Below are 18055 nucleotides of genomic sequence, written 5' to 3' on the forward strand. Positions count from 1 at the left end.
TTTATGAAAACATAAAATCCATTATTCTTTGATTATTTTTATGTTTACAGTGTAAGTTCGTATCATCACACGTTAGCTTCCAATACTGATTTCTCTTTACAGGGATTCGTTTAGTGGTGGTTACGGTTTTTTCCAATACGCCAATCTATTCCCATGTTTGGGTTTATACGAGTATTCAAATTTATGGGAGGACACTCTTTAGTAGAAATTTACAAGTCTGTAGATAGGTTGTTATTAAGAATACACGTATAGAGTTCTGCGACCGTTTATGAAAATGTAATTGGCTATGGTAATGTCTATATTGCTGAAAATAATTTTTAAAGTGGTTTGTTTGGATAGTAAAGTATATTATAAGAATATCTTCAACAAATGGGCATAAAAAGATGTATAGAAATAGCAAAAGACTGTTCGTTAGAAGATAAAGCGAACAAATTGATTGTAATGATCAGATAAAAAAATAACCAGAAAAAGATATATACAGAAAATATTGGGTATTTATTGGGATGATCATAATTCATGAGTTGCGTGTTTTCTGTCATATTTCTTCTATCTTATCAAAAAGATGCAGGCTTTTGGGAGGGGGAGTGATGGTATTTATGAGGGTCTTTATGGATGTTTTGGAGAGAAAGGTAGCATATGCGGGAGGCTTTATCTCATTTGATGTATGTTAGCAATTATGTTAACAAAGCATCCTTTCCCCCAAATATCTTTGTTCATTAAAGAAAATCCATCTTCTTTTGCCTATCATAAAAGTAAGGCACAGGACTTTAAATATACAAAGCAAAGACTTTTATTTTAATGGTAAAGAACATGAGAATCACAATTCTTTAATAAGAGCTTTATGCGTAATTTCTTTTATCTGCTCAATATTTATCAAAATATCTTGTTTTGTTGGGTAGCCCTTACTCGAAAAAGCGATTTTTTGTTCGTCTCTTGACATTAAACGCCAATACCATTGATTGTGAACTCCTTGAAACACCTCAAAATACATGCTTCTTACCTTATAAAATATCCGATAATTATTTAGGATAAATATTCAACTAATATGACTATGAAGATTAAGGTATGTCTCTATAACAAGTAATCAATATATTCCCCTTCATTTTTTTTCTCTAAAAAAAATACTTTCTATAAAAGCTATATTCTCTAACAAGAAAATATTTATTGTCAATAATATGTGAATTTTCGCTTTATAATATAGTAATTGTTTTTTTTATTGTATGTAATTCGTAATATTTTCTTTTTTATTAATTTTTTTATATTTTATTACTTTACTCTAAAATAATCTTATAAAGAGTGCAAAACTTCCTCAGTACAGAAAACAAAGATTGTTTCCGTTCTGATAAAGTTCATATGTGTTGCTATTTTTTGAAATAAGGATGCTTATTGATTAGCTATAACTTCTTTTTGTGATATGCTTCGGATGAGCAAATCAATAAACAAGCTTAGGGTATAGGAATTCGCCATTTTCGCTTTCATATCAATCAGAGAAGTTGCCATTTTAGGATTAGGGCTATGAGATGAGCCTTGTTTTGATAAATATTGCTGCAATTTCTCGTAAGAGCTATCAATTTTTTCTTGATCAAGTTCTTCATTAGAATCACTTTTGAAAAGTGTTTCTTCAAGCCCCTCGATTTTTTTTATAAAATAGTTCCAGTCAAAGCTGCCTTTAGTGTATTCAGCATCGAACATTTTCCCTTGTCCGGTTAAGAGCCAATTAATATTGACACCGTATAGTGTTCGGTATGTTTGTAGGACACTCAGATTGGGTTCTCTTTCTCCACGTTCATAAAAAGCGATGGAGTTTTTTGTCATGCTAAAGCTTTTAGCCAGTGTTTCACGTGATGGATCCCCTAAAGCAAGGCACACATAACGTAAACGTTTTCCAAATATCGTTTTTGATTCAGTTTCAGGACGTGCCACGAATTATCTCCCTCAGTAATCATCATGGTATAGCTTATTCACCAATAAAGGCACAGTATGTATTAATGCTTCATGCCGTAATGTCAATATTTATAGTTTTATTTTTCTTTATTTTTTTTGATTTTAGTGGATAAAAGGCGATTTTTTACTTGTTATGTTACATATTATTGAAGGTTGGTATCCATTTTTAATAAAATAAGGAGCTACTGATTCTTTATCTTGCCTTTTAGGAAGGGAGTTCGATATGCGTTTTGCGTGTAGATTTGGTCTTCACTATGTTGGAGCTTTTTAGTTTGTGCCATATAAACGAAAGAAATCAATTTTGAGGAATGATCATGGCCTTATTAGCCTATTTTAAGTGGGCTTTTTTTTTCACAGTTGTTGGCGTTCTTATGGGAGGCGCTATTGGTTGGTTTGAAACGGGAAGTTTTGCTGGTTTTCTTAAGTATTTTTTTATTTGCTGTGTTTTAGGAATTTTAGAAATTTCTTTGTCGTTTGATAATTCTATTATTAATGCGCGTGTTCTTGAAAAGATGGATACGTTATGGCGCCGCCGTTTTCTGGTATGGGGTATTTTGGTGGCTGTGTTTGGAATGCGGATTGTTTTCCCGCTACTGGTGGTGGTGGTTGCTGTTGGGATTAATCCAATTGCAGCCGTAAAATTAGCGATATGGGAACCGCATCAATATGCTGCAATTTTAACAGATGCGCATATCGGGATTGCAGCCTTTGGAGGAACTTTCCTCATGATGGTTGGGTTGAAATATTTTTTTGATCCTGAAAAGGAAGTGCATTGGCTTGCTTTTATAGAAAGGCCTGCTCAAAAGCTTGGGGTGGTTTCTGGCATTGATATTGCTATTGTTTTGGCTTTAATCTTGCTTTTTTCAGGGCAGGTTATGACAGAAGATAAAATGACTTTTGTATTTTCTGCTCTTTATGGACTTTTGACATTTATAGGAGTTGAAGTTCTTAGCTCCTTTTTGGATACTCCCAAAGCGGTTTTTACGACAGTTTTTAAAGGAGGGGCGGGGGCCTTTCTTTATCTAGAAATTCTTGATGCTAGTTTTTCTTTTGATGGGGTTGTTGGTGCTTTTGCCTTTTCACACAATCTTTTGATTATCGCAATTGGTCTTGGTATTGGTGCGTTTTATGTTCGCTCTATGACGATTATGTTGGTCGATTCGGGAATATTATTGCATTATCGTTATTTGGAACATGGTGCTTTTTACGCGATTTTATTACTTGCAGTGATTATGTATTTGCAAACTATTCTGCCGGTTCCTGAGGTTTTAACAGGGTTAGTGGGTGTTTGTATTATTGGAATGGCATTTTATTCTTCTCTTCGTTTTAAACGCCATCATGTGAATAAACATGCTGCATCTGAGTGAGTTGAGAAATTTTTATGCATTGTGGAAGCAAGATGAAAGAAAATCTTTTAAGAGCCCATTAAAAGCTCTACACCAGACTCGTTCATTGTTTTAAGGATTATGTTCAGAGATCCATTGAGATCAATACCGGCGCAGGCATTTAATGAAACACTGACTTTAAAGCCACATTTTATAGCGTGAAGTGCAGAAAATCCCACACAGTAATCGGTTGCTAAACCACACATAACCAGCTTTGTAAACCCGTGTTCTTTGAGGTAGGCTTGTAAGCCTGTTGGTGTTTTTTGGTTGTTTTCAAAAAAGGCAGAATAGCTATCAATTTTTTTATTACAGCCTTTTCGAAGGATCAGTTGTGCCTTCTCGGCTTTAAGAGATGTATGAAATTCAGCCCCTTTTGTTCCTTGTATGCAATGATCTGGCCAGAGTATTTGAGGACCATAATCAAGCTCAATCGTATCATAAGGCGTTTTTTCGGGATAGGACGAAGCAAAGCTGCAATGATTTTTGGGGTGCCAATCTTGGGTTAAAATGATATGATCAAAATGATCTATGAGATTATTAACAGTGGGTAAAATGGTGTCACTTTGTGGTACCGCAAGTGCTCCACCTGGTAAAAAGTCATTTTGAATATCAATGACGATTAAGGCTTTTTTTTCCATAAATATATTCCTGGAGGAGATTTACTTTATACGGTACATTTTAAGAGCTTATCTTTCAGCTTGAACTTTTGAGATAATTTTATGGATATCGCTATCATTTTTATAATTATCAAGCCAAAAAAGAGGTGTGGTTAGGCTTTTACAATTCATTTTATAGCTTTTTACGAATTGTAACCATTTTCCAATGGGAAGTGCACTGTAGTCATTTATTGCTACATGTTGGTGTAAGGCTTTTACGATCATCAAGCTTGGGACGTCAGAGCCCATACGGCGAAGGTCATTTTGTAGACGCAGTTTGAGCCACATTAATGTAAAGAGGGAAGTCCATTGTTTGCCATGACACAAAATTGATGAAAAAAGAGAGGGATTTTTTGCTGCGTAGTGTAAAGCCCAGAAGACAAAAAAAGAAGGGGCATAGAGAATAGGTTTTTGAGGTGGTACGATATTACATTGATAATCCGGCTTAATACGATAAAAACACAGTGTTATATCTGGTATGGAAAAGAAAGGTAATGCTTGATAGCTTGTTTCAGGGACAGCTAAAAAGACTTTCTTCTTTTCTGAAGGAGTATTTTTTTGCATTCAGAACCGTAGTTGGGCTTGTGAGATGAGAAAAAATATATCATAAAACGAAAAACTTTACTACAATGTAAACACCTCTTTTACTACTACTTAGAGAAGCAATTTTTGTAAAGTCCTCATTTTAAATACCGTATTAAAGAGAAATTCATGACACGTCAATTTATCTATCACATGGCTGGGCTTTATAAGGCTTATGGCAATAAGAAAATTTTAGAAAATATTCATTTGTCTTTTTATCCAGATGCAAAAATCGGTATTTTGGGGCCAAATGGCGCAGGTAAATCAACTATTTTGCGTATTATGGCTGGGTTGGATAAGGAGTACACTGGAGAAGCATGGCTTTCTGAAGGAGCGCGTTGTGGTTATCTGCCGCAAGAGCCTGTACTTGATACAAGCAAGGATGTGCGTGGAAATGTGATGGAAGGTGTTGCAGACAAGCAAGAAATTATAGAGCGTTATAATGAATTGATGATGAATTATAGCGAGGAAACAGCAGATGAAAGTGCAAGGCTTCAAGATATTATTGACAGTCAGAGTCTTTGGGATTTAGAAAATCAAGTAGAAATGGCTATGGCTGCTCTTGGGTGTCCACCAGGAGATGAGAGTGTGACAAAACTTTCAGGCGGTGAGAAGCGACGGATTGCGCTTTGTAAGTTGCTTTTGTCAAAACCTGATTTACTGCTTTTGGATGAACCAACGAATCATTTGGATGCTGAAACGACAGCTTGGCTTGAAAGGCATCTGCGTGAATATCCAGGTGCGGTGCTTTTGATTACACATGATCGTTATTTTCTCGACAATGTAACAGGTTGGATTTTAGAATTAGATCGTGGTAAAGGTATTCCTTATGAGGGGAATTATTCTGCTTACCTTGGGGCTAAGGCTAAACGTTTGGCTCAGGAGGGGCGTGAAGAGGCTGCGCGTCAGCGCGCATTATCACGTGAACAAGAATGGATAGTTTCTAGTCCAAAGGGGCGGCAAGCAAAATCGAAAGCGCGTATTAAAGCCTATGATGAGTTGGTTCAGGCTGCGCGCGAGCGCCGTCCTGGAGAGGCTCAAATCATTATTCCGATTGGTGAGCGATTGGGGCAAGTTGTTATTGAAGTTGATCATCTCTCTAAAGCATATGGTGAGCGTGTGTTGATTGATGATCTTTCTTTTAAGCTTCCTGCTGGTGGTATTGTGGGAGTCATTGGTGCCAATGGGATGGGAAAGTCTACTTTGTTTAAAATGTTAACAGGGCAGGAACAGCCCGATTCAGGCCAAATACGTGTTGGGGACACTGTGCAGATGAGTTATGTTGATCAGAGTCGCGATTCATTGGCTGGAGATAAAACAGTTTGGGAGGAGATTTCTGGCGGAAATGACATTGTTAAGTTAGGAAAATATGAGATGAATAGTCGCGCGTATTGCGGTGCATTTAATTTTAAGGGGGCAGATCAGCAGCAAAAAGTAGCAAATTTATCAGGGGGGCAACGTAATCGCGTACATTTGGCTAAACTTCTAAAGGAAGGTGGAAATGTTCTTCTTCTTGATGAACCAACAAATGATCTTGATACTGAAACATTAGGAGCATTGGAAGATGCATTAGAAAATTTTGCTGGTTGTGCCGTTATTATATCGCATGATCGTATGTTTCTTGATCGGTTGGCGACGCATATTTTAGCTTTTGAAGGTGATGGTCATGTGGAATGGTTTGAAGGCAATTTTGCCGAATATGAAGCCGATAAGGTTCGTCGTCTTGGACCAGATTTTCTTAATCTGAGGCGTGCTAATTATAAGCCGCTCACACGGTAGAGTTTCTTGTTTTATTTGCGCTTGGATTGGGAGAGTGGTGAGAGCGGTCTGGTGTTACTCCAAAGCGGTATCATGTAAGTTTTTCATCACTCTCAAATAAAAATAGAATATAGAATTCTGATGATCTCCTTTATGGTTTGTTATCATACTTTATGCTGGTGATGTATGACATTTGTCGTGCACTTCGTTACAAGATGGCACCATTATTCTTTTTACAAGCTCATGGTATATTTACCAATTCATGCTGTTGCGACAGCCTTTGCATGAAGGTGGTTCATGAGAGGCATTTTTCCTCCTTCTCTTTAATCATTTGTATTCACATGCCAATTCCGCTTGTGGTGTAAAGCCAAGTGAACAAAGTTGGTTCAACATAAAGAGGTTTGAATTGAGAGAATCTTTCGGATATTTGTAGTTATGATTTAACTCTATAACGACAAATTATCATTGTTTATCAATATGTTATACAATAGTAGTCTATGTTTTCATCTGCAATGGGTTGGCAAAAGAAATTGAGACAAATTTTATAGATATTTTTGCTATCATAGCAGGGAGGAGGGGGCCATTGGTTCTTTAGAAATTTCCCATCACTGCTACTCTTGAAAAAAAATAGCATGCAGAGAAATAGTGCAACTATAAGTCTTCTTTTTGATTTTCTCTTTGATAAGAATAAATGTTTATTAGAGAAGTAAGGAGTATTGATGAAAAAAAGGATAGGTTTGGATAAAATGGTTTGGCTTTTGAAGACAATAGCAGAAGCAAATCATTTGCGTATTTTGACATTGTTGTATTACGAAGATTTCACGATTGCGGATTTCATTTTTGTTCTTGGTCAATCGCAGTCGTCTGTTTCACGGCATTTATGTTTATTGTGCGAGGCACGATTGATTGAGCGTTACAAAAAGGGAAGGTGGATTTATTTTAAACTTTGTCATGGTTGTGTGGAAAAAGATATTATGATGGTTGTTCTTTCAGCTTTGCCTGAAAGTGATTTGATCTTAGCACATGATTTGGCACGTTTGGGGGAGGTGAAAAAAGAGCGGCAAAAAAGAGAAAAGAAAGTTTTCTCACAGAAAGTTAGACATTGGGAGAGAGCGCGATTAGCATATATTGCAGATCATGCGTTAGAAAACACTTTACACGAAATCGTTGGTGATAAACCCTTTGAGACAATGTTGGGAATTGGTATAGGGACAGGGGCTGTTTTAAAATTGTTCTCAAGGTTTTATACGCGTGCAATGGAAATCGTTCTTGATAGCAATATTTTGCATTTACCCGTTGGAGATGAAACTTTTGATTTGATTCTTTTGCATTGGGCTTTGCATTTTCTTGAAAACCCTGAAATGGCTCTTTATAAGGTTGCAGGTGTTTTGCGTCCTCATGGGCGTTTACTGGTTGTGGACTCTGTTCATTATGAAGATGAGTCTACACATTTCTATGATGTTGATATGTATCCAAAATTGTCAGGTTTGCAAATAGAACACTGGCTTAAAAATGCAGGGCTTATTTTAGAAAAAACGACTCGTCTTGCTTCTCTGAAAAATGAAAGAAATGAACGATTTACGATTACATTTTGGCTTGCTCGTGATAAGCGTTTATTGATAGATGATATAAAAGACAAAAAGATAGAATTTGCATAATCATATTTGTTCATGTCCTTCCTTTTCTTCTTTAAAAATGTAAAGGTGATTGTTGAGGAAATCTTTGAATTATCATCATTTTTGTACACATGTCTTCTGTTTTTATGTACGGGGTTTCTGATCATTTTATAGGTAGGAATGTAAACCGTATCCTTAAAGATTCTTTAATAGAATTGAGATCATTATTCTTGTTATTCATGTTGTTTGATAGAGGCTTTGTTCATTAACGCATATATCAATTTATAATGATAAGCTCTCTTTTTACAATCTAAACAAGAATTCTTAATATAAGAAATATTTTCTTAATTTTATTCCTTCTGATTGAGATGTTTTTTGTGGCACAATCAGGATTCATGGGAGACAAAAACTGTTTAAGAAACGGGTAAAGAGCTTCTGAGTGAGTTGTTGCAGTGTGAAAGTTGTTCCAACATTGAGAGAAGGTCAATATAATGATGTTGTTGGTTTAGCATTTTCATTAAAAATATAAGGATGATACTTTCAATTGCGTTTCTCTCTGTTTACGGAGAAAAGAAGGAGATGGAAATTGGCAACAAGAAAGATTTCTCATTAATAAAGTACATGAATAGTTGTGCAATGGTGTAGCGTTTTTCGTAAGAGGGACGCTTAAAGGGATGCAAACAGCTGAAATAAAAGTATTGTATAATATTATTAAAGAAAGAATAAAGTATTTTAAAAATAAAGATACTATAATTTTATTGCTTTTCAGAAGAATTAAAAGAAGTGAGATTGAAAAAAATATTTGCGCCGGACATTTTCTCTTACGATAATAGGTGATGTTTTGTTTCTTATAAGAAAAGAATCATTCGCTATGTTAAATTACGACAAGTAATAAAGAGATTCGGAATTGTAATTTGTATGACTTTAAAGGGAAGTTCCGTATTTTCTTTTCGTTGTAATAGCTTTTGGGATGAATGATTATCGTTTCTGTATGGTTTCGCTTTTCATAGAAAAAACTCCTATGTATTGCTTGTGTTTTGAAATTTGTATGATTATGGATTCTTATAGGTATTTTAAAATAAAGTTGCTTCAAATTGGATCAATTTGGATATTTTTTGCCTCATTTTTTCCATTTTTGAATGATTTATAATTTTTTTATGTTTTTTTACGTGGAATATGATAAGAATTGCTTGTTGTTTAAAATATTTTATTCCATAGCAAATATATTACATCAGCTTTTAGCTGAGTGTAAGAGGACGATCAGGGAACCTCCTCCCCCCCCCCCCGCGTGGATCCCTTAGATTGTCTGGCTTGGCTGAGAATTTCCTCAGCCAAGCTTTGGGGAGCTGTAGGATAACGACTTGGGTGTTATTTTTGTATAGAGGCGTTAGGTATTTTGTGGTATGGAGTGGAGGAGGTGTAGAGCACGAGAAGCTGTTTGGTGTGGTATTGCTTTTGGGTGGCTAATGCATAATTTTTGAACGCTGTATTATGGTGCAGGTGAGGGATTTAAGAGGTTTTTGGGGGCGTATTCTTCTCATTTTGTTTGTTTTTGCGGTGAGTTTTTTGCTTCTCGTGGGGGTGTGTTTTATCGGTTTATATCTAACCGTTTTTTATCTTCTTCTCACATTCAGGCTCATATAACAGAAAGTGCGTTTCTGGAGAGATTATCTATTTCTTTTCCCGATCTTATAAAAGAACTCTCCCAGTTGAGTCCTTAGCAACAGCAGCAATTGATTGAGCAGGTTCGTCGGGATGTGATTGCTTTTGCTTCTGCAAGTGGTCAAAGTGATGAGCAAGCCCAAAAATTGGGTGGGGCTGTTGCTGCGGCTCTTTCAAAAGCGATTGCACAGCCTTCTATTGGTAGTGCTTATTTTTAGTTGCTTTGTTTTGTCATCTCTTTAAGATGATTGTATTTTTATCGTTTAATTTCATTGTGTTTTCTTATGAGCCTTTGAAAAGTAGAGGGGAAGATTGCACTCTCCATTTTTATTGTGACGTTATATGGCTTATTATGACATTACACTGGCTGCAAGATAGGAGGTTTGCAACCCTTATTTTATGTGTGTTTGTTTCATCGTTCTTGAAGGTGAGGATGAGTTGTGTAAGAGGGTAGAGTCATAGTTTTCGGCATACTCTTTACGCATGGAAGTGCAGTATAATTTTTTAGATAATATAGGATTGTTTATATGGTCTCTTTATAAAATTTTCTTAGAAGAGATAGAAGTGGTTATTGAGCTGTACTGTGTTATCAAGAATTGATGCTTTCGTAGCTTTCTTAAATGGGTCATGATCGTTACTTTCAGTCATGATATCCTTTAATATTAAGTTTTTTCAGATCATAAAGAGAATTCATAATAATTTATATTTACGTGTTAGAGTTCTTCTCTATGAAAATCATTCAGTAACGGTGTTATCGTTTATATTTCTTTTTTCACTGTAGAAGTAAATTTAATAAAATATTCTAATAATTATATGTAAAAAATAGAAAATATATTTTTATTATTGTTTTTATTTACACATTTTTTAAAATGTGTTAGGTGTGACAAAAATTTATAAAGTATATAATCTTTTTGTTATCTTAAATCATGTATTACATTTTCTTTATTACGCGTTCTTTTATAAAATAAAGAAATGTATAATAAGTGAGCTAAGTGATTTTCTTCTGATGTAAAAAACTATCTTTAAATTGTCTTAATATTTCCATTTTCAGATCGTTCTTTAGCTTTTTTTTACCGTACAATGCTTCGGCGGAGCTATTGCGGCTATGATTTAAGAATATTTTAATAAAGAGAAAGAGAATGCAGTTTTTAAAAATCTTTTTGAGCACAGTATTTGCGATATTTTTTGTCTTTGCCATAAGTTTGGCACATGCAGTGCTCTATATCGCAGGATCAAGTGAGAGAAGTGAGAGAGATGAAATTATTGCTTCTAAAACACCAGTTCGTCCTTATGAAGTTCTGATTCAAAAACTTGCAAAGAAGTATAATGTTCCCGTTAATTTAGTACATGCTGTTATTCGTATTGAGAGTAATTATAAAGTGCGTATAAAAGGCGCTGCCGGGGAAATAGGTTTGATGCAAATTAAACCCTCTACGGCACGAGGGTTAGGTTTTAATGGCTCTGTGCAAGATCTTTATGATCCGGAGACTAATCTTGAATATGGTATGCGTTATTTGGCGCGGGCCTATAAACTGAGTGGTGGCAATACATGTGGTACAATTCTTAAATATAATGCAGGCCATGCTGCAAAAAAAATGAATTCTATTTCGGCAAAATATTGCGTAAAAGTGAAAACCTATCTCGCTTCATTAAAATAAAATATCTTTTGAAAGCAATGTGTTTTTTTGATCTTATCTGTAAAATATCTTAAGGGGGCTATTTTCACTTGACGAAAAATGCTTTATAAGGAGTAAGTCAGTCGGCTGGGCAGCCGCGCTTGTCCAATGCCTAAAGGCGGCAGGTGAGGAAAGTCCGGGCTCCATGGAAAAACGGTGCCGGGTAACACCCGGCGGGGGCGACCCTAGGGAAAGTGCCACAGAAAGGAAACCGCCTATTTTTATAGGTAAGGGTGAAAGGGTGGAGTAAGAGCCCACCGCGCATTCAGTAATGAGTGTGGCAAGGTAAACCCCACCGGGAGCAAGACCGAATAGAAATGACGTGCAAGGCTTAACTTGCAGCCGATTTCCGGGTGAGTCATTTGGGTAGGTTGCACGAGGCGGATGGTAACATCCGTCCCAGATGAATGGTTGCCATGTAGAGTGTAAAGCTTTAGCATACAGAACCCGGCTTACAGGCCGACTGATATTTTATGATTGCGTTCTTGTTGTCAATCATTGGCACGTTGTTTGTAGGCTTTTTCTAGAGAGCTTGTGTTTTTGAAGTGTATGTTCAAACTCTCGCGTATTTTTAAAAATTATAACATTTCTTTAAGTATAGTGCATTATGATATGCAACGAGTCCAACTTGAGCTTTTTTCTTTCAGTGAGAGAGAGAAGAGTTGAGGTTTTGGCTCTTCTGACATCAGTTTCCAATGATGGTTATTGATTTGAAAAAAACATAAATCAAGACGGATTATTTTGACAGAACAGAGTCATAAAGCTGAACGCCATATTCCAGTGTTATTGCAGCCAGTTTTGGCTGGGCTTGCGCCATTGGTTGGGGCAAAAGTGATTGATGGTACCTTTGGTGCTGGTGGTTATACGCGTGCTTTGTTAAATGCAGGGGCAGACGTTATTGCTCTTGATCGTGATCCTCATGCTATTCGTGATGGACAAGCACTTGTTGATGAGTTTTTTCCACGACTTCGTTTGGTGCAAATAGAATTTTCACGGTTGGAGCGCGTCGTTGAAGAGAAGGTGGATGCTGTTATTCTGGATATTGGTGTCTCTTCCATGCAGCTTGATGAAGCTGAAAGAGGGTTTTCTTTTCAAAATGATGGTCCGTTAGACATGCGAATGGCGCAGACGGGTTTTACTGCAAGCGATGTTGTGAATTGTTTAAAACGCGATGCGTTAACACGAATCTTTAAAATATTGGGAGAAGAGCGCTATGCTGGTAGGATTGCGCGGATGATTGAACAGCGCCGCTGTGTTCGACCTTTTTTGCGTACAGGTGATCTTGCACATGCTATCGAAGCGTTGGTGGGGCGTAAAAGTCAGGATCGCATTCACCCTGCAACACGTGTCTTTCAAGCTCTCCGCATTTATGTGAATGATGAAATTGGTGAACTTGCACGTGGCTTATTTGCTGCTGAACGTGTTTTAAAGGCGGGAGGGCGTTTGGGTGTTGTAAGTTTTCATTCTCTTGAAGACCGTATGGTTAAAAGATTTTTTTCTGCGCGTTCAGGACAGCGTATGAGGTCGCGCTATCTTCCTGAAATAGAGATGTCTCCAGCAACATTTTTTCTTTTGTCTAAAGGGGGGATTACAGCAAGTGAAGAGGAATTACAACACAATCCTCGTTCACGCTCGGCAAGATTACGTATTGGTGTGCGCACTAAGGCCGATAGTCTTGCTGCGGATATGGAATTATTTGGTTTAGCAGAAATTGCCCGTTTTGAAGGTCGTAAGAAATGACAGTTTTTCGTACATTTGATATGATTTTGGTGCTGATTATGATTTGTATGGCAGGTTTGACTTATAAGGTAAAATATGACGTTCAAAAGCGAATGAGTGACATTCGTCATCTGGAACATAAAATTTCTGCAGAAAAAAATACCGTTAGTTTGCTTCATGCTGAATGGGCTATGATGATAGAACCTTCACGGATGCAAAAGCTTGCGACGCGTTATCAAAAAGAGCTTGGTTTAGAGATTATTCAGCCTCGTCAAATTGTAGAACTTGAGGATATTCCGGTACGGGTACATGATCAAATTGAAGAGGTCATTAAACAAAATCTTGCGGAGGAAAGTCAGGAAGTTTTAGCAAATAATCGCGTTAATCAGGTTGATGGCGTTGGTCAAAAAGGCGCGCGATGATGCAACCATTATTTCACTTTTTTCAGAGGAAAAAGCGTTTAGAGAACCAGCTCGATATTCATAAACTTTTTGCTCGTCACGCATATTCTCATCGTCCACGCCTCATTTTTTCCCTTCTTTGTTTTCTAATTTTATACGGCGTTATGGGGGCTTGCCTTCTTTCTTATGGGCTTGAAGGTGGGCAGATTGAAGAAGCAAAAGGGCCAGGCATTCTTCAATTAACTGCGCGACCTGATATTATTGATCGTAATGGTCGTTTATTAGCAACGGATATTAAAACTTATTCGCTTTTTGCAGAACCACGGCGTATTATTGATGTGGATGAAACCATTGAATTGCTTTCAACAGTTTTGCCTGATCTTAATTGGCAGGAAACTTATAAACGCCTCAAAAAAAAGACTGGTTTTTCTTGGATACAGCGTGGGTTAACGCCAACGCAAAAAGCGCAAATTATGGCTCTTGGTATTCCAGGAATTGGTTTTCGCACGGAAATTCGTCGTTTTTATCCAAGTGGACCTGTGGTTTCACATGTTCTTGGCATCGTGAATGTTGATAATCAGGGCATAGCAGGTATGGAAAAATACATTGATGATGCAGGCTTGAGTGCTTTGCGTGCTGCTGGTCTTGCAACGGAAGAATCCTTAAAACCCGTTCAGCTTTCAATTGATGTGCGTGTTCAGACAATTGTACATGATGAACTTATGAAGGCTATGAAGCGTTATAAAGCCATTGCTGCTGGGGCAGTGATTTTAAATATTTCCACGGGTGAAGTTTTTGCTATGGCATCTGTCCCTGATTTTGATCCTGCAAATCCTGCAGATGCGTTGAAAAGTGATCGTATCAATCGAATGAGCGCTGGAACTTTTGAAATGGGCTCTATCATTAAAGGTTTTACAACTGCAATGGCGCTTGATTCAGGTCTTTTTCATTTAGATAGCGTCATTGATGCTTCAAAGCCACTTCATGCAAGTAGAAATTATTTCATTCATGATTTTCATGGGAAAAATCGTCCTTTAAAACTTTGGGAGGTTTTTATTTATTCCTCCAATATTGGCTCTGCTAAGGAAGCATTAGCAATAGGACTTGAGGGACATCGTAATTTTTTGAAACGGCTTGGTTTACTTGATAGGTTGTCAACAGAATTGCCTGAAGTCGCCCATCCTATTGAGCCACATCCGTGGAAAGATATTCATTCTATGACGATTTCTTTTGGGCATGGTATGGCAACAACGCCTTTGCAAACAGCGGTGGGTGCTGCTGCTTTAACAAATGGTGGTTGGTTGATTGAACCCACATTTTTAAAACGCACAAAAGAACAAGCTTTAAAACATGCAAAAAAGGTCTTACAGGATAAAACAAGCCAAGATATGCGTTATCTTTATAAGTTAAATAGCGATATTGGATCTGGAAGGAATGCAAAAGTAGAAGGTTATCGTGTTGGTGGTAAGACAGGAACATCTGAAAAAGTGGAAAATGGAAAATATTCTAAAACAAAAAACTTTAATAGCTTTCTTGCGGCTTTTCCTATTGAGAATCCTTCTTATGTTGTTTTAACAATTATTGATGAGCCACAGCCTGAGAAGGGGAAGTATTCAGCGACAGCAGCAATGAATGCAGGGCCAATGCTTGCGAATATTATTCGCCGTTCAGCGAGTTTTTTGAAAATAAAACCAGATTTTGAAAAAGAGTACGAGCCGATTTTAAACGAAAAAACCATTTCAAGATGAGTTAAACAACAGTTAAATTAATATAAGGGTGCATTATCATGTTGTTTGGAAAAGTGTTTACAGAATGTGTTGAAGATGAGAACCTTTCTTTAATGGAAATAACAGGAATTAGTGCGGATTCTCGACAAGTCTTGCCGGGTTCTGTTTTTGTCGCTATTTCAGGCAATCGAGGTGATGGCAGGCACTATATTCATGATGCTATAGAGCGTGGTGCTCGAGCGATTGTTATCGATTCTCATACTGTTTTGGAAGATTTATCTGTTCCAGTTTTACGTGTTTGTAATGTGCGTCATAGTTTAGCGATCGCAGCTGCTCATTTTTACGGCTCTCAACCTGAAACGGTTGTCGCTGTGACAGGGACGAGTGGCAAAACATCTGTTGTTTCTTTTATTCGGCAAATTTGGGCGCATCTTGGATTATGTTCTGCCAGCATAGGAACGGTAGGTGTTGTTTCTCCTCACCGGAATGATGATACTTTTCTCACAACACCTGATCCCGTCGTTTTGCACCGTCTTCTTCATGAACTTTCTGATGAAGGTGTGACACATGCTGCTCTTGAAGCATCTTCGCATGGACTTGATCAGAGCCGGCTTGATGGGGTTTGTTTAACGGCTGCTGCCTTTACGAATTTAGGGCGCGATCATATGGATTATCACGCATGTGTAGAGGATTATTTGCGTGCTAAAATGAGGTTGTTTGATACGCTTCTACCTCCATGTGCGCCTGCTCTCATTTTTGCAGATGATGTTTATTCAGGGAAGGTTATGGACATGATTACAAGGGCAGGTCGTCGTGTCTTGACAATTGGGCGTAAAGGGCAATTTATCACTATTAATCGTATTGAGCACCAACGGTCAAAACAGTGTGTTGAGTGTCGTGTGGAGAATAACATTTACACATTTAATTTGCCTCTTGCTGGAGATTTTCAGGTAAGCAATGCACTTATGGCAGCGGGATTAGCGATTGTAACAGGTGCTCCTGCGGGAAAAGTTTTTGGTGTACTTGAAAGTTTGCAAGGGGCGCCTGGACGCTTAGAGTTGGTTGGAAAGACAAAAAATGGTGCTCCTGTTTATATAGATTACGCACATAAACCAGAAGCTTTGGAGCAGGTTTTGCTTTCTGTTTGCCCCTTTACACAAGGACGCTTGATTCTTGTTTTTGGTTGTGGAGGTGATCGTGATCAAGGGAAAAGATCTTTGATGGGAAAAATTGCAGAAAATAAGGCTGATATTGTGATTGTAACGGATGATAACCCTCGCACGGAAATGCCAGAAAAAATTCGCAAGGATATTTTACAAGCAGCACCAAACGCCATAGAAATTGCAGATCGTGGTGATGCTATTGACTATGCGGTTAGTCTTTTAAAAGCAGGAGATAGCTTAATTATTGCCGGAAAAGGTCATGAAAATGGTCAAATTATAGGGCAGAAAACATACCCTTTTTCGGATCGTTTGAAAGCGATTGAGGCTTTACAGGAACGGAATAAATGACAGTTTTATGGGATAAACAATCGCTTATTGCTGCAATGGATGGCTTTGTCGTTGGGTGTATACCAGAGACTTTTTCTGGGATTTCTATTGACAGTCGGACTTTAGTAGAAGGTGATATTTTTTTCTGTATTAAAGGGCATCGTTTTGATGGTCATGATTTTGCTGCGCAAGCTTATGCTCGAGGAGCAGGTGTTCTTATCGTTGCAGAAAGCCGTTTGGCTGAAATGAAAACACTATCCGCTCCATTGATTGTGGTCCCTGATGTTTTGCGAGCTCTAGAAAAACTTGCACAAGCCGCACGTGCGCGTTCAAAGGCTAAGATTGTTGCGATAACAGGTTCAGCGGGAAAAACAACGACAAAAGAATCTCTCAAACAAGTGCTTGCAAATTTTGGGAAAGTCCATGCTAGCCCTGCTTCTTTGAATAATCACTGGGGCGTACCTTTGACACTCGCGCGAATGCCTGTAGAGAGTGATTATGGTGTCTTTGAAATCGGTATGAATCATAAAGGTGAAATTCGCCCTTTGGTCCATTTTGTTCGTCCGCATGTTGCTCTCATTACGCATATTTCTGCAGGGCATATGGGGTTTTTTAAAAGTCTTGAGGAAATTGCAGATGCAAAAGCTGAAATTTTTGAAGGATTAGATGAAGAGGGCACTGCCATTTTAAATGCAGATAATGCATTTTTTTCTTATTTAGTCCAAAAAGCCAAGCAATGTGGCGTGAAAAAAATCTTAAGTTTTGGTGAGGCTGAAAATGCTGATTATCAGGCAAGAGATATACGTCTTTTTACCGATTACAGCTCTATGATTGTTCGTATTTTAGGACAAGACAAGATGGTAAAAATTGGTGCACCTGGACGGCATATTGTGCAAAACAGTTTAGCTGTCATTGCTGCTTGTGATGCGATGCATGTTGATTTGGAACCTGTTTTGCTTTCTTTGAGCCACTTTTTTCTGCAAAAAGGGCGCGGTGTTCGTTATCGACTGTCGTTACCAAGTGGTGGTGAATTTCATCTCATTGATGAAAGCTATAATGCGAATCCTGCATCTATGTGTGCTGCTCTTGATCTTCTTGCTATCGGACCAGTCGGTGTGGATGGGAGGCGCATTGCTATTTTAGGTGATATGTTAGAATTGGGCGCTTATAGTGAAAAACTGCATCGGGATTTAGTCAAGCCCATATGTCTTTCTGGTGCGCATCCCGTTTTTTTATTTGGTCAAGAAATGAAGTTTTTAGCTACCGATCTCTCTGCTTACATCAAGGTCTATTATGCTGAAAATGTTGAAAAAATTTTACCACTTATTTTCGCAGAAATTTCCAATGGAGATCTGCTTATGATTAAATCATCTCATAGCCTTTCTTCATCAGAAATTGTGGCTGCATTGCTTGATTGCTATCAAGCGGTTTCTCTATAA

Annotated in this window: 14 protein-coding genes and 1 other RNA gene; 11 read left to right on the plus strand and 4 right to left on the minus strand. The window is 37.7% G+C overall.

Going from position 1 to position 18055, the window contains the following annotated elements; genetic code table 11:
- Positions 1–817 precede the first annotated feature (817 nt).
- On the minus strand, positions 818–991 hold the full coding sequence (locus BN67_RS13400; protein ID WP_019222401.1) for a YegP family protein: 174 nt from the start codon (positions 989–991) through the stop codon (positions 818–820).
- A gap of 392 nt (positions 992–1383) precedes the next feature.
- Positions 1384–1923 carry a helix-turn-helix domain-containing protein gene (locus BN67_RS01540; protein WP_019222402.1) on the minus strand — a complete coding sequence of 180 codons (540 nt, stop codon included), beginning with the start codon at positions 1921–1923 and terminating at the stop codon, positions 1384–1386.
- A gap of 335 nt (positions 1924–2258) precedes the next feature.
- On the opposite strand from BN67_RS01540, the gene BN67_RS01545 reads away from it, so the two are divergent.
- Complete coding sequence (locus BN67_RS01545; protein WP_026088109.1) at positions 2259–3311, plus strand: DUF475 domain-containing protein; 1053 nt, start codon at positions 2259–2261, stop codon at positions 3309–3311.
- A gap of 47 nt (positions 3312–3358) precedes the next feature.
- On the opposite strand, the gene pncA is transcribed toward BN67_RS01545, so the two are convergent.
- Entirely contained in the window at positions 3359–3967 is a 609-nt protein-coding gene (gene pncA / locus BN67_RS01550; protein WP_019222404.1) for a bifunctional nicotinamidase/pyrazinamidase, read from the minus strand.
- A 48-nt stretch (positions 3968–4015) separates the two neighbouring features.
- Positions 4016–4549, minus strand: a complete 534-nt coding sequence (locus BN67_RS01555) for a hypothetical protein (RefSeq protein WP_019222405.1) — start codon at positions 4547–4549, stop codon at positions 4016–4018.
- A gap of 147 nt (positions 4550–4696) precedes the next feature.
- Here BN67_RS01555 and ettA point away from each other — a divergent pair, with 147 nt between their 5' ends.
- From ettA to BN67_RS01605, 10 genes are all read left to right on the plus strand, one after another.
- A complete protein-coding gene (ettA, locus tag BN67_RS01560; protein WP_019222406.1) occupies positions 4697–6346 on the plus strand; it encodes an energy-dependent translational throttle protein EttA in 1650 nt (549 codons plus the stop codon).
- 698 nt (positions 6347–7044) lie between these two features.
- Complete coding sequence (locus BN67_RS01565; RefSeq protein WP_019222407.1) at positions 7045–7983, plus strand: ArsR/SmtB family transcription factor; 939 nt, start codon at positions 7045–7047, stop codon at positions 7981–7983.
- Between the two features lie 1691 nt (positions 7984–9674).
- Positions 9675–9821, plus strand: a complete 147-nt coding sequence (locus BN67_RS15315) for a hypothetical protein (RefSeq protein ID WP_019222410.1) — start codon at positions 9675–9677, stop codon at positions 9819–9821.
- Between the two features lie 921 nt (positions 9822–10742).
- On the plus strand, positions 10743–11261 hold the full coding sequence (locus BN67_RS01580) for a lytic transglycosylase domain-containing protein (protein ID WP_019222411.1): 519 nt from the start codon (positions 10743–10745) through the stop codon (positions 11259–11261).
- Between the two features lie 97 nt (positions 11262–11358).
- Positions 11359–11750: RNase P RNA component class A (gene rnpB, locus BN67_RS13155), an RNA gene on the plus strand.
- A gap of 270 nt (positions 11751–12020) precedes the next feature.
- Positions 12021–13019 carry a 16S rRNA (cytosine(1402)-N(4))-methyltransferase RsmH gene (gene rsmH / locus BN67_RS01585; protein ID WP_019222412.1) on the plus strand — a complete coding sequence of 333 codons (999 nt, stop codon included), beginning with the start codon at positions 12021–12023 and terminating at the stop codon, positions 13017–13019.
- Positions 13016–13420 carry a cell division protein FtsL gene (gene ftsL / locus BN67_RS01590; RefSeq protein WP_019222413.1) on the plus strand — a complete coding sequence of 135 codons (405 nt, stop codon included), beginning with the start codon at positions 13016–13018 and terminating at the stop codon, positions 13418–13420. Before rsmH ends, ftsL begins: the two co-directional genes overlap by 4 nt.
- Entirely contained in the window at positions 13420–15147 is a 1728-nt protein-coding gene (locus BN67_RS01595) for a peptidoglycan D,D-transpeptidase FtsI family protein (RefSeq protein ID WP_026088110.1), read from the plus strand. Before ftsL ends, BN67_RS01595 begins: the two co-directional genes overlap by 1 nt.
- Before the next feature lie 38 nt (positions 15148–15185).
- Positions 15186–16637: a UDP-N-acetylmuramoyl-L-alanyl-D-glutamate--2,6-diaminopimelate ligase gene (locus BN67_RS01600; RefSeq protein WP_019222415.1), complete on the plus strand. Its 1452-nt coding sequence runs from the start codon at positions 15186–15188 to the stop codon at positions 16635–16637.
- A complete protein-coding gene (locus tag BN67_RS01605; protein WP_019222416.1) occupies positions 16634–18055 on the plus strand; it encodes a UDP-N-acetylmuramoylalanyl-D-glutamyl-2,6-diaminopimelate--D-alanyl-D-alanine ligase in 1422 nt (473 codons plus the stop codon). The genes BN67_RS01600 and BN67_RS01605 overlap by 4 nt, the downstream gene beginning before the upstream one ends.

Source organism: Bartonella rattaustraliani AUST/NH4, assembly GCF_000312565.1.
Classification (GTDB): Bacteria; Pseudomonadota; Alphaproteobacteria; order Rhizobiales; family Rhizobiaceae; genus Bartonella; species Bartonella rattaustraliani.